Origin of the sequence: Arthrobacter sp. YC-RL1 (assembly GCF_001454985.1) — a bacterium.
GTDB classification, from domain to species: Bacteria; Actinomycetota; Actinomycetes; order Actinomycetales; family Micrococcaceae; genus Glutamicibacter; species Glutamicibacter soli.
Genome location: NZ_CP013297.1, coordinates 1571837 through 1585114, shown reverse-complemented (window position 1 = coordinate 1585114; position 13278 = coordinate 1571837). Strand labels below are relative to the sequence as shown.

Here is a 13278-nt window from a genome sequence, read left to right as displayed (position 1 = left end):
TGCTCCTTCAGATGGTTCTATGGCTGCCTAGCTCAACGCTAGCGCACCGGGATAGTTTTCGGTGTGAAATGCGTTCGGCTCTCAGCTCATCCACAAATCCGGGGGCCAGCCGGGCGATAGAATATCTTCATGGCTACTGTTGCAACTGCACCAATCGGAAATCTCACCGCGGGCGTGGTCTCCCCCCAGCTCCCGGTACCCAAGAACATTGAACGTCCGGAGTACGTGGGCAAGCGCGAACCGGCCAAGAACACCGCATCCGAGGTCAAGAGCCCCGAGGTCATCGAACGCATCCGCATTGCCTCACGCATCGCGGCGCAGGCGCTGGCCGAAGTCGGCAAGGCCTGCCAGCCAGGGATCACCACCGACGAGCTGGACCGCATCGGCCACGAGTTCCTCCTGGACCACAACGCCTACCCGTCCACCCTGGGCTACCGCGGCTTCCCGAAGTCGTTGTGCACCTCGCTGAACGAAGTGATCTGCCACGGCATCCCCGACTCCACGGTCCTGCAGGACGGGGACATCATCAACATCGACATCACCGCCTTCATCGGAGGGGTGCACGGCGACAACAACGCCACCTTCCTGGTGGGCGACGTGGACGAGGAATCCCGCCTGCTGGTCGAGCGCACCGAGAACTCGCTCAAGCGCGCCATCAAGGCGGTCATGCCGGGCCGCGAAATCAACGTCATCGGCCGCACCATCGAAAGCTACGCCAAGCGCTTCGGCTACGGCGTGGTCCGCGACTTCACCGGCCACGGCGTGGGCGAGGCCTTCCACTCGGGCTTGATCATCCCCCACTACGATGCGGCGCCGGGCTACAACACGCTGATCGAGACGGGCATGGTCTTCACCATCGAGCCGATGCTCACCCTGGGCACCGTTGAATGGGACATGTGGGCCGACGACTGGACTGTCACCACGCGGGACAAGAAGCGCACCGCGCAGTTCGAGCACACTTTGCTGGTCACCGACTCGGGCGCCGAGATCCTCACCCTGCCATAGGGCGCGGCGCCGACGCGGCGCGCAAAAACCAGAGGCGTTGGCCTGGTCCCTGAAAAGGGCCGGGCCAACGCCTCTGGTGTATCCCGAAGGGTCAGTCTGCGGTCAGTGGACGTTGGGTCCCCTGCGGAGCCTTGCCGCGCTGTTCGCGTAGCTTCTCCATCGCCGCCTCGAAATCCTGCAGCGACTGGAAATTGTGGTAGACACTGGCAAAACGCAAGTATGCCACCTCGTCCAGGCGCGAGAGCGGGTCGAGGATTGCCAGTCCCACCTGGTGCGCCGGGATCTCCGCGGCGCCCGAGGTGCGCACGGCTTCCTCGACTTCCTGCGCCAGAATCGCCAGGTCGTGGTCTGTGACCGGCCGTCCCTGGCAGGCCTTGCGCACGCCGTTGATCACCTTGTTGCGGGAGAACGGTTCAACCGCACCGGACTGCTTCAAGACGCTCAGGCTTGCGGTTTCGATCGTCGTGAAACGACGGGAGCACGCGGTGCACTGCCGGCGCCGGCGGATGGAGACGCCATCATCAGCAACTCGGCTATCGACCACACGCGAATCGGGGTTGCGGCAATAAGGGCAGTTCATGACACCTCCAACTCAGTGCTAAAACTGGATTCCACAAAGCGTACCTTCCGAAATCCACACATGTCATGTATTAGTTTAGCGCTTTGTGCGCCTTTCGCACGGCGACCGCGTCGCCGTGGGCCGGAAGGTCCTCGGCAGTCGCCAGATTAATCACGTGCGCCGCGACATCGCCCAACGCCGACTTGTCGTAGCTGATGACCTGCACGGCCTTCAGGAACGTGTTCACGTTCAGCCCCGAGGCGTGCAACGCGGTGCCGCTGGTCGGCAGCACGTGGTTGGACCCGGCGCAGTAGTCGCCAAGCGACACCGGGGCATAGTCGCCCACGAAAATCGCGCCGGCGGCGGTGATGCGGGCGGCGTCCTGCGCGGCGTTGCCGGTCATGATTTCCAGGTGCTCCGCCGCATAGGCGTTGCAGACATCCACGCCCTGGTCCAGGTCCTTGACCAGGATGATCGCGGACTGGCTGCCGCTCAGCGCCTCGCGGACGCGTTCGCTGTGCTTGGTGGCCGCGACCTGGACGTCCAGCTGCTCGCGCACGGCCTGAGCCAGTGCCGGCGAGTCGGTGACCAGCACCGCGGCGGCGTTGGCATCATGCTCGGCCTGCGAGATCATGTCGGCGGCCACGAAGTCCGCCTTTGCCGTGCTGTCGGCCAGGATCGCGATCTCGGTGGGCCCTGCCTCGGCGTCGATGCCCACGACGCCCTTGACCAGCCGCTTGGCGGTAGCGACGAAGACGTTGCCCGGACCGGAGATCACGTCCACCGGCTCGATGCCGCCGCGCGGGTCCCCCGGCACGTCCACGCCATAGGCGAAGGCCGCCACGGCCTGGGCGCCGCCCATGGCGTGCACCTCCTCGATGCCCAGCAGCTTCGCGGCAGCCAGGATGGTGGGGTGCGGCAGTCCGCCGAACTCCTTCTGCGGCGGGCTGGCCAAGGCCAGGGACTTCACGCCCGCGGCCTGGGCCGGGACGGTGTTCATGATGACCGAGGACGGGTAGACGGCCAGTCCACCAGGCACGTAGAGGCCCACGCGGCGCACCGGCACCCAGCGCTGGGTGACGGATCCGCCGTTGCTGTAGTCGACCACGGCGTCGGCCGGCACCTGGGCGGCGGCGAAGAGCCGAGCGCGGGAGATCGATTCCTCCAGCGCCAAGCGGACCGCGGGATCAAGTTCGGCCAGCGCCTTGTCCAGTTCCGCCTGCGCAACCCTTGTATGATCCAGCTCCACCTGGTCGAATCGCCGGGCCAGGTCCTTGAGCGTGCCCATGCCGTGGGCACGCACATCATCGATAATCTGCTGCACGGTTTCAGCGGCGGTCTGCGAGTTCATGGCAGGGCGCGGCAGGTTGGCCTTGAGCTGGGCGTAGCTGAAGTCCTCGGCGCGCCAGTCGAGGGTTGCGAGTTCGGAAAAGACGGTTACTGGATTGGAAGTCACGTACCCATTTTAACGCCGAAGACCGGGTGCGGCACCCATTGGTTACCTCACCCGGTCATCTGCGGCTGCGCCGCAATGCTCCGGAGCGCTACACGTCCAGGCAATTGGGGCCGAGCAGGACCTTCAGGTCGCCGAACAAGGCGGGGTTAGGGTTCACCCGGAAGTTCATGCCCAGGCGCAGCAGCGAGGTGCCGCGGCTGCCGGTGAGCTTCACCCGGACCTCGGTGTTGCCGCTGTGGGTGCGCAGCACGTCGCCGAGTTTCTGCACCAGGGATTCGGTGGCCTTGTGAGTCGGGATGCCGATGACCACCGGGCCGCCGTTGGCGTCCTCGGACAATTCGGGGATCATCATTTCCTGGGCGTTGAGGGTGATGGACCCGTCGTCGCGGCGCTGTACGCGCCCCTTGATGACCACGATCAGGTCGTCGGCCAGCACCTCGGCGATCGGCTGGTAGGCCTGTCCGAAGAACATGACCTCCATGGAACCGGAGAGGTCCTCCACCTCGCAGCGCGCGTACGGGTTGCCGCTCTTCTTGGCGATGCGCCGCTGCAACCCGGAGATCATGCCTGCGATGGAGATGATATGCCCGTCCTGCGGCCCGTCGTCGGACAGCACATGGGTCACGGACATGTCGGCATACTGCTCCAGCGCGGAACCCAGGCCCTGCAGCGGGTGGTCGGAAACGTACAGCCCGAGCATGTCCCGCTCGTAGGCCAGCTTTTCCTTCTTGTCCCAGTCCGGGAGGTCCGGGATGGCCACGGTCATGGCATCCGAGGCCTCGGAGGGATCCAGGGCGCTGAACAGGTCGAACTGGTTGGCCGCCTCGTTGCGCTTGAGCTGGATGACCGAGTCCACGGCTTCTTCGTGGATCGCGACCAGCGCGCGGCGGGGGTGGCCCATGGAGTCGAAGGCTCCGGCCTTGATCAGCGATTCGATGGTGCGCTTGTTGCAGACCACCGCGGGGACCTTGTTCAGGAAGTCGCTGAAGTCGGTGTAGGCGCCCTTTTCCTGGCGCGCCTGCACCATGCCGTCCACGACGTTGGAGCCGACGTTGCGGATGGCGCCCATGCCGAAGCGGATATCGTTGCCCACAGGGGTGAAGGTCAGGGCCGATTCGTTGACGTCCGGAGGCAGCACGGTGATGCCCAGGTGGCGGCACTCGTTGAGGTACAGCGCGAGCTTGTCCTTGTCGTCGCCCACCGAGGTGAGCAGCGCGGCCATGTACTCGGCCGTGTAGTGCTCCTTGAGGTAGGCGGTCCAGTAGGACACCACGCCGTAGGCAGCCGAGTGGGCCTTGTTGAACGCGTAGTCGGAGAAGGGCAGCAGGATGTCCCAGAGGGCCTGCACGGCTTCCATCGTGAAGCCGTTGTCCATCATGCCCTTGGAGAAGCCGGCGAACTGCTTGTCCAGCTCGGACTTCTTCTTCTTGCCCATGGCGCGGCGCAGGATGTCCGCCTGGCCCAGCGAGAAGCCTGCAAGCTTCTGCGCGATGGACATGACCTGTTCCTGGTACACGATCAGGCCGAAGGTCCCCCCGAGGATCTCCCGCAGCGGCTCTTCCAGTGTCGGGTGGATCGGGGTTTCTTCCTGCAGCTTGTTCTTGCGCAACGCGTAGTTGGTGTGCGAGTTCGCGCCCATGGGGCCCGGGCGGTAGAGCGCGAGCACCGCGGAAATGTCTTCGAAGTTATCCGGGCGCATCATCTTCAGCAGCGAGCGCATCGGACCGCCATCGAGCTGGAATACGCCCAGCGTGTCGCCGCGGGCCAGCAGCTGGTAGGTTGCCGCGTCGTCCAGCGGCAGGGTCTCCAGGTCCAGCTCCACGCCCTTGTTGGCCTTCACATTGGCCAGGGCGTCGGAGATGATGGTGAGGTTTCGCAGACCGAGGAAGTCCATCTTGATCAGCCCCAGGCCTTCACAGGTCGGGTAGTCGAACTGGGTGATGACCTGCCCGTCCTGGATGCGCCGCATGATCGGCACGACATCGATGATCGGGTCCGAGCTCATGATCACGCCGGCGGCGTGCACGCCCCACTGGCGCTTCAAGCCTTCGAGCCCCTTGGCGGTTTCGAAGACACGCTTGGCCTCGGGGTCGTTAGCCACGAGGTTGCGGAAGTCCCCGGCCTCCGAGTAGCGCTTGGACTCCGGGTTCTCGATGTCGTTGAGCGGGATGTCCTTGGCCATGACTGCCGGCGGCAGCGCCTTGGTGAGGGACTCGCCCATGGAGAAGGGGTAGCCCAGCACGCGTGAGGAGTCCTTCAGCGCCTGCTTCGTCTTGATCGATCCATAGGTCACGATCATTGCCACACGCTCATCGCCGTACTTCTCGGTGACGTAGTGGATCACTTCGGAGCGGCGGCGATCATCGAAGTCGACGTCGAAGTCGGGCATGGAAACACGTTCCGGGTTCAGGAAGCGCTCGAAGATCAGGCCATGAACCAGCGGGTCCAGGTCGGTAATGCGCATGGCGTAGGCAACCATGGAGCCTGCGCCGGAACCGCGGCCCGGGCCGACGCGGATGCCGTGGTCCTTGGACCAGTTGATGAAGTCCGCCACGACTAGGAAGTAGCCGGGGAAACCCATCTTGATGATGACGTCCAGCTCGAAGTCCGCCTGCTTGCGCGAAGCCTCCGGGATGCCGTTCGGGTAGCGGTAGTGCAGACCCTTGTCGACTTCCTTGATCAGCCAGCTCGTCTCGTCCTCGCCGGGAGGGCAGGGGAACTTCGGCATGTAGTTGGCGCTGGTGTCGAAGGTGAGGTCCACGCGGTCCGCAATATGCAGCGTGTTGTCGCAGGCCTCGGGGAGTTCCTTGAACAACTCGCGCATTTCGCGCGAGCTCTTCAGGTAGTAGCCGGTGCCGCTGAAGGCGAAGCGGCTGCCGCCCTGGTCGTAGGTCGGCTCATCCAGCGTGGAGCCCGAGTTGATGGCCAGCAGCGCTTCGTGGGCCTTGGCATCGGCCTCGTGGGTGTAGTGCAGGTCATTGGTGGCGACCAGCGGAATGGCAAGTTCCTTGGCCAGCCGCAGCAGGTCCTTGGTGATTCGGCGTTCGATTTCCAGGCCGTGGTCCATGATTTCGCAGAAGTAGTTCTCCTTGCCGAACAGGTCCTGGAATTCGGCGGCTGCGGCCTTCGCGGCATCGTACTGCCCCAAGCGCAGCTTGGTCTGCACCTCGCCCGAGGGGCAGCCGGTGGTGGCGATCAGGCCCTCGTGGTGGTCGTTGAGCAGCTCGCGGTCCCAGCGCGGGTACTTGCCGAACACGGAGTCCAGCGAGGCGCGCGAGGAGCCCTTGAAGAGGTTGTCCATGCCCTTGTTGTTGTAGGACAACAGGGTCATGTGGTTGTACAGGCCGCCGCCCGAGACGTCGTCGCCCTTCTGGCGTTCCTCGGTGCGCCACTTGACGCGGGTCTTGTCGGTGCGGTGGGTACCCGGGGTGACATAGGCTTCCACGCCGATGATCGGCTTGATGCCGGCACCGGTGGCTTGGCGCCAGAAGTCGAAAGCTCCGAAGAGGTAGCCATGGTCGGTGATCGCCATGGCTTCCATGCCCTGCCGGTTGGCCTCGGCGAACAGTTCGCCTAGCCGGGCCGCCCCGTCCAGCATGGAGTATTCGGTGTGTGTATGAAGATGGACAAATCCGTCACGTGTCGCGCTCACCAAACCAGTCTAGCGACAGCCGGCACGGAAGTCCTCGAGCCTGAACCAGGTGTGGGAAGAGATACAGCCGCCCGGAAAATTTCCGGGCCGCGCCGGCGCTTACAGGTGCACCCCGTTCCATGGTGTTCCTAGAAGGTTCCCTCGCGCAGCAGCTCCAGCGCGCCGGACAGGTCCGAGGGGTATTCGCTCTCGTATTCCATCCACTGCCCGGTGACCGGGTGTTCGAAGCCCAGGCGCTTGGCGTGCAGCCACTGCCTGGTCAGCCCAAGCGCGGCCCCCAGCTTCGGGTCGGCGCCGTAGGTCTGGTCGCCGGCACAGGGATGGCCGAATGCGGAGAAGTGCACGCGGATCTGGTGGGTGCGCCCGGTTTCCAGGTGCACCTCCACCAAGCTGGCGCGGCCGAAGGCCTCGATGACCTTGTAGTGGGTGACCGAGTTTCGTCCGCCGTCCAGCACGGCGAATTTCCAGTCGTGCCCTGGATGCCTGCCGATGGGTGCGTCGATGGTGCCTTCCAGCGGATCTGGCAGGCCTTGGACGACTGCGTGGTAGATCTTCTTCGGAGTGCGTTCCTTGAAGGCGCGCTTCAGGGCGGTGTAGGCGCGTTCGGACTTCGCCACCACCATCAGTCCGCTGGTGCCCACGTCGAGCCGGTGCACGATACCCTGACGCTCGGAAGCTCCGGAGGTGGAGATCGTGTAGCCTTCGGCCATCAGCGCCCCGACCACGGTCGGACCGACCCAGCCCGGCGACGGGTGGGCGGCGACGCCCACGGGCTTGTCGATGACAACGTAGTCGTCATCGTCGGCGATGATCTTCAGGTCTTTCACGGCTTCCACCCTGATTTCCAGCGGGTCGGCTTGGGCCGGTATGGTCACCGACAGCCTGTCCCCCGCTTTGAGCTTTAGTGACTTGGCAATAGTTTTCCCGTTGACCTGCACCTGTGAGTCCTTGCACAGGCTGGAGGCCAGGGTGCGGGGAATCTGCAGTACGCGCGCCAGGTAAGCATCCAGCCGGGATCCGGCGTCGGCCTCGTCGACCGAGAGGGCATGGTGCGATGCGTCCATCAGGGGGCTCATGAAGCAGGCTTCTGCGGGTCGTCGCCCTGGGCTGCGGAGCCGCTGTCCTTCGGCTTGTCCCCGATGGTGCCGTCCAGATTGATGCCGCGGATGAGCATGTAGGCGACCACGATCATGGAGCACACGATGAACGAATCGGCGACGTTGAAGATCGCGAAGTTCGTCACCGAGAACATGTCGACCACGTGGCCGAAACCGAAGGCAGGTTCGCGGAACAATCGGTCGCCCAGGTTGCCGAGCACGCCGCCCAGCAGGCTGCCGAGGACAATGGACCAACTGCGGATCTTGACCCGGCGGAACAACAGGTAGGTGACGACCACGGCCACCGTGGCCTGCAGGATGGTGAACACAACGGTGAAGTTCTCGCCCATGGAGAACGCGGCGCCCGGGTTCAGGATGTAGTGGATGTCAAAGAACCCCGGGATCACCTCGAAGGACTCTCCCAGCTCCATGCTGTTTTCGACCCAGAGCTTCACGCCCTGGTCAAGAACCAGGGCAATCAGGGCGATGATCAGGCCGAGTCCGGTGTAGCGTTTGGCCTTTGCGGCGGCGCTGCCCGCTTGTGGTTCACTCACGGTGTTACCCATTAATTCCTTTTAAACGTCATCGGTGGTGCCGGAAAGAATCCGTGCACCACCGATGATCTTACTTTATGACCAGTTCAAGCGTTGAACCGCAGGCAGTTAGTTGGCCTTGCCTGCTGCGCCATCGATCGAACCCTGCGACTCGAGGTCGCGCAGCTGTCCTTCGATGTAGGTCTTCAGGCGAGCACGGTAGTCGCGCTCGAAGCCGCGCAGCTGCTCGAGCTTGCGTTCGAGGACGGACTTCTGCTGCTCCAGGGCAGACAGGGTCTTGCGGCTCTTCTCTTCTGCCGAGGTGACCAAGGAGTTTGCCTCGGTCTTGGCATCGGAGATGATCTTGTCGCGCTGCTCAACACCGGATGCGACGTATTCGTCGTGCAGGCGCTGGGCCATGGCAAGAACGTTGGCAGCCGATTCGGCGGAAGGAGCGACGGCCGGTGCTGCTGCAGGAGCTGCTTCGACCTTCTTCTCGGCAGGCTTGGCAGCCGGAGCTGGCTCGGCCTGGTTCTCTTCTGCCGGCTTGGCAGCTGGAGCCGGAGCAGCCTTGGCTTCTTCGGCAGGCTTGGTTTCAGCCTTCTTATCCTCGGCTGGCTTGGCAGCTGGAGCAGCGGATACTGGAGCCGGAACAGCCTGTTCCTTGGCTACAACGTTTGCGTCTTCGCCAAGTTCGCTCAGACGGCGGCGGAGAGTCTCGTTTTCACCGGTTAGGCGACGCAGCTCCACCACGATCTCGTCGAGGAAGTCATCTACCTCGTCCTGGTCGTAGCCTTCACGGAACTTGGTCGGCTGAAAGCGCTTATTGACTACGTCTTCTGGCGTCAAAGCCATTGGGTCACCTCAATGCTGGGATCATTTCCGCAAGGCCTTTGGTTGCCCTGCGAAACACTTACCGTTCTTCAGTGTCGCGACCGGTGAAGTCGGAGCACTATTTCCTAAAGGATATAACGATTTGGACACTAAATACGAAATCGGGTCTTCACCCGAGTCTCTTTTTCTTTGAATCTACCTTGTAGGCGCTATGCCTACAATCCCCTAGCTGGAGGAGAAACTCCTACTCAGATACCTGTGCTCGCCCCCAGATTGCCGACGATGACCTTCGCGATCATGACGACGATGAAGAAAATCAAAAAGGACAGGTCAAGGCGGATACCGCCGAGATCCAGGGGCTTGATTTTCCCGCGGAGCCACCGCAGCGGCGGATCGGTGATCGACACGACGAACGACGCGACGACCAGCGCGATGCCCTTGGGACGCCAATGGCGGGCAAAGTTTTCAGTTATATCCAGCACAATTCGCATCAGAAGCAGAATTTGCAGGATCGCTAAGGCGAGATAAATAATCCCGAACACCATTTTTGTGCGCTCGCTCCTGGCGTCTTAGCTCTGGTTGAAGAAGGTTGCCTGGGCTTCGGACTGCTTGCGGTCCTCGCCCAGCACCTCGACGGTGGACGGCGAGAGCAGGAACACCTTGTTAGTGACTCGCTCAATCGATCCGTGCAGCGCGAAGACGAGGCCAGCGGAGAAGTCCACCAAACGCTTGGCGTCGGTTTCACCCATGTCGGTGACGTTCATAATCACCGGAATGCCGTCACGGAAGTTCTCACCGATGATTTTGGCATCGTTGTAAGAACGAGGGTGCACGGTTGTAATCTGACGCAATTCGGAATCCTCATCCCTCACTGAAGGGGCACGCTTGATGGGGGTTACCGGTGCACGGTATTCGGCATCCGGTTCTGTGGCTGTTGGTTGCGGAGCGGCCGCGCGAACGACTGGCTGCGGGCGCGGGGATTCGGCGGGACGCTTCGGAGCAGGGTCTTCGACGACGCGAACCGGAGGTTTCGGTTCTGCCTTATCTACCACAGCCTCTTCGTGCTCGACGGCGTCCGCCAAGCCGAGATAGACCATTGCTTTGCGCAGTCCGTCAGCCACGATAATTCTCCTAATTTGTCCCGTTCATGCACCCCATGCATGATTCCGCTACTTCGACGCTACCGCACAGAATTCAGGTAGCAATGTTCATTCGAGATTTTCTCACCGGTGTGTCGCACACGGGTGTTACTCGCGCCAAATAAGTCCTGCAAGTCGGCCCGAGTCAGTAGATCTGCGGTATGAAAAAAATCGTTCATCTTCCAAGGTGCAGAGACCGCTGAGCTGGACTTGGACGTCCAGTTCCGCCAGCTCCCGGGCCGCGGAGGCCGGAAGATCCAGCGCCTCGGTTCCCCAGGAAGTCCGGGTGCGGATTCCCGGACGAAGCTGCTCGGATTCCTCGGCCATCTGCTGCGGCACTTCGTAGCAGTTGCCGCAGATCGAAGGGCCGATGACGGCCTCGATCTGCACCGCGCCGTGGGAACGCAGCTGGTGTACGGTCTTGGACAGTATTCCGTCCAGCAGTCCGCGGCGTCCGGCGTGGGCAGCGGCCGTGAGACTGCCGCCGGATTCTGGATTGCGCCCCACGAAAAGCACCGGCAGGCAGTCCGCGACCATGACCGCCAGCGGTTCAAGCCCTGAGGGGTCGACCAGCGCATCGCAGGTCGGCGCCTCCGGGTCGCTCCACGAGGTGCGTTGCGCACCGTCGACCGCATGGATCAGCGTGGAGTGGATCTGGTTCATGAAATTCAGGGAAAAACGTCGAACCCCGATCGAGTCCTCCAGCCTGGCACGATTCTCCGCCACGAGGCGGGGATCGTCATTCACATGCAGGGCGAGGTTTCCCTCGGCCTGCGTCGTGAAGGCCAGCTGGATGCTCGGATCGAGGTTCGACGCGAAATGTAGCACTGCTCAGCTTCCTGCTGTTCTTACTTCAGGAAGTCCGGGACGTCGAGGTCGTCGTTGGAGCCGTTCAGGTCCGAATCGACAACGTCTGGCAGGTCCTGGAAAGGGTTCTGCTCTGCGGCAGGCTTCTCTGCAGGTGCCGGGGCGGCCGGCGGGACAACGGCGGGAGCAGCAGGCGCGGCAGGTGCAGCTGGCTCTGCTGCACGGCTGACGGCTGGCTTGGACAGGGCCGGTGCGGACATCGGCTTGCTGGTCACGTCCGGCTCGTCGAAGCCGGCGGCGATCACGGTCACGCGGGCTTCATCCCCCAGTGCGTCGTCGATGACGGCGCCGAAGATGATATTTGCTTCCGGGTGGGCGACTTCTTGGACCAGGCGGGCGGCTTCGTTGATCTCGAACAGGCCGAGATCCGAACCACCCTGGATGGACAGCAGCACACCGTGCGCGCCGTCGATGGAGGCTTCCAGCAACGGCGAGGCGATGGCCAGTTCGGCCGCCTTCACCGCGCGGTCCTCGCCGCGGGCCGAGCCGATGCCCATCAGTGCGGAGCCAGCGCCCTGCATGACGGACTTCACGTCGGCGAAGTCGAGGTTGATCAAGCCCGAGGTGGTGATCAGGTCGGTGATGCCCTGGACACCGGAGAGCAGGACCTGGTCGGCCTGGCGGAATGCGTCCAGAACGGACACGTTGCGGTCCGAAATGGACAGCAGACGATCGTTAGGGATGACGATCAGGGTGTCGACCTCGTCGCGCAGCGCCTCGATGCCGGACTCTGCCGAGTTGGCACGGCGGCGGCCTTCGAAGGTGAACGGGCGGGTGACCACACCAATGGTCAGCGCGCCCAGGGAGCGTGCGATGCGGGCAACGACAGGGGCGCCACCGGTACCGGTGCCGCCGCCTTCGCCTGCGGTGACGAAGACCATGTCGGCGCCGCGCAGGACGTCCTCGATCTCCTCGACGTGGTCCTCGGCTGCCTGGCGTCCAACTTCAGGGTTGGCGCCTGCACCCAGACCGCGAGTCAGCTCACGTCCAACATCCAACTTGACGTCGGCGTCGCTCATGAGCAGTGCCTGAGCGTCGGTGTTGATGGCGATAAATTCAACGCCCTTCAAACCGACTTCGATCATACGATTGACTGCGTTTACACCGCCACCGCCGATACCGACGACTTTAATGACCGCGAGGTAGTTCTGTGGAGCTGCCACGTCCCGCTTCCCTTGTTAGATGTGCTACATGAATCCGACCCATGCCGAAACCTTCACCCTTAGCCTGAAGGTCAGGTTTCTGTCAAGCGATCGTTATTAAGAACGCTATGAGTCGTATGGTCTTTGTGCAACGACCGCCTAGGCGTGTCGCTACTTCAAACCTATCTTTCCAGAATTTTGGCTCAGAATGTTCATCCCGCGCCCAAGTCTGACGTACTTAATAGGTCACCGGATTTTCCGGATTGGAGACGTCGATGGTCTTCTTCGCCTCCGCGCTGTCCTTTGAATTATTCAGGAAAATCTGTGTCACCTGATTTTTCAACGCCGCCTTCTCCCCGTTGCCCCAAATCAGTGTACGCTTCTGCGGCAAAGCAAGTTCCATGAATCCCGCTTCGGTCAACGAAGCGGTGGAAACCTGCTCCAGCACCTTGGCGTCGACCCCGCTGAGAATCGAGGTCAGCAACTTGAACTGCTCTGGATCCTTGGTGGCATCCGAGGCCTTGATCTTCGGCAACTTGGTTTTGTCCTTGGCGCCGAGCTTCTTCAGCTTGGCGCCGGTGTCGGACACCAGGAAGTTGGATTTGCCGTCCACCAGGATCGCCACCGGAACCTCCTCATGGATCTCCACCACCAGGGTGTTGGGCATCTGGGCCCGAACCACGACGCTGTCGATCGCCGGCTGCTCACCGAGCAGCTCTTCGACCTTGGCTTCGGAAATCCGCGGAAGCGGCGTGCCTTCCAAGGGCGCCAGCGACTCGAGCAGCTGCTTTTCGCTCAGCAGCTTGGTCCCGGTCACCTCGATCTTCTTGGCTGCCAGCACCGGGGAAAAACTCAGCACCAAGACCACGACCAGGCTGAGCACCACGATGGCGGCTGCGCCGATGAGCATGATCTTGCGCCGCCTCTTCTCCGGGCTGGGCGGAAGTTCAACGACCTTGGCTTTTTCGTCCATTGGTTCCTAGGGTTGCGTTCG

At 62.7% G+C, this 13278-nt stretch carries 12 protein-coding genes; 1 reads left to right on the top strand and 11 read right to left on the bottom strand.

The features are described 5' to 3' along the window. Window positions 1-129: 129 nt before the first annotated feature. Window positions 130-1005, top strand: coding sequence for a type I methionyl aminopeptidase (map, locus tag ATC04_RS07415; protein ID WP_047119476.1), 876 nt, complete (start codon window positions 130-132; stop codon window positions 1003-1005). 91 nt (window positions 1006-1096) lie between these two features. Here the strand turns inward: map and nrdR are convergent, their stop codons facing one another. The 11 genes from nrdR to ATC04_RS07360 all read right to left on the bottom strand — a co-directional run bounded on the left by nrdR (window position 1097) and on the right by ATC04_RS07360 (window position 13257). Then, window positions 1097-1585 (bottom strand): transcriptional regulator NrdR, encoded by a 489-nt coding sequence (gene nrdR, locus ATC04_RS07410; RefSeq protein ID WP_047119477.1) that lies wholly within the window; start codon window positions 1583-1585, stop codon window positions 1097-1099. A 70-nt stretch (window positions 1586-1655) separates the two neighbouring features. Continuing rightward, a complete protein-coding gene (gene hisD, locus ATC04_RS07405) occupies window positions 1656-3020 on the bottom strand; it encodes a histidinol dehydrogenase (RefSeq protein WP_047119478.1) in 1365 nt (454 codons plus the stop codon). Between the two features lie 88 nt (window positions 3021-3108). Continuing rightward, window positions 3109-6672, bottom strand: coding sequence for a DNA polymerase III subunit alpha (dnaE, locus tag ATC04_RS07400; protein WP_047120790.1), 3564 nt, complete (start codon window positions 6670-6672; stop codon window positions 3109-3111). A gap of 128 nt (window positions 6673-6800) precedes the next feature. Beyond that, the gene (locus tag ATC04_RS07395; protein ID WP_231735934.1) at window positions 6801-7748 is read right to left on the bottom strand and encodes an RluA family pseudouridine synthase; all 948 of its coding nucleotides are present in this window, start codon (window positions 7746-7748) and stop codon (window positions 6801-6803) included. After that, complete coding sequence (gene lspA, locus ATC04_RS07390) at window positions 7745-8323, bottom strand: signal peptidase II (RefSeq protein ID WP_047120791.1); 579 nt, start codon at window positions 8321-8323, stop codon at window positions 7745-7747. Before lspA ends, ATC04_RS07395 begins: the two co-directional genes overlap by 4 nt. 108 nt (window positions 8324-8431) lie before the next feature. Next, window positions 8432-9157, bottom strand: a complete 726-nt coding sequence (locus ATC04_RS07385; protein WP_047119480.1) for a DivIVA domain-containing protein — start codon at window positions 9155-9157, stop codon at window positions 8432-8434. A gap of 227 nt (window positions 9158-9384) precedes the next feature. Continuing rightward, complete coding sequence (locus tag ATC04_RS07380; protein ID WP_047119481.1) at window positions 9385-9681, bottom strand: YggT family protein; 297 nt, start codon at window positions 9679-9681, stop codon at window positions 9385-9387. A 24-nt stretch (window positions 9682-9705) separates the two neighbouring features. Next, window positions 9706-10257, bottom strand: coding sequence for a cell division protein SepF (sepF, locus tag ATC04_RS07375; RefSeq protein WP_047119482.1), 552 nt, complete (start codon window positions 10255-10257; stop codon window positions 9706-9708). Between the two features lie 126 nt (window positions 10258-10383). Continuing rightward, window positions 10384-11103, bottom strand: coding sequence for a polyphenol oxidase family protein (locus ATC04_RS07370; RefSeq protein ID WP_047119483.1), 720 nt, complete (start codon window positions 11101-11103; stop codon window positions 10384-10386). A gap of 20 nt (window positions 11104-11123) precedes the next feature. Further along, on the bottom strand, window positions 11124-12305 hold the full coding sequence (gene ftsZ, locus ATC04_RS07365) for a cell division protein FtsZ (protein WP_047119484.1): 1182 nt from the start codon (window positions 12303-12305) through the stop codon (window positions 11124-11126). 217 nt (window positions 12306-12522) lie between these two features. Beyond that, complete coding sequence (locus ATC04_RS07360; RefSeq protein ID WP_047119485.1) at window positions 12523-13257, bottom strand: FtsQ-type POTRA domain-containing protein; 735 nt, start codon at window positions 13255-13257, stop codon at window positions 12523-12525. Window positions 13258-13278 lie beyond the last annotated feature (21 nt).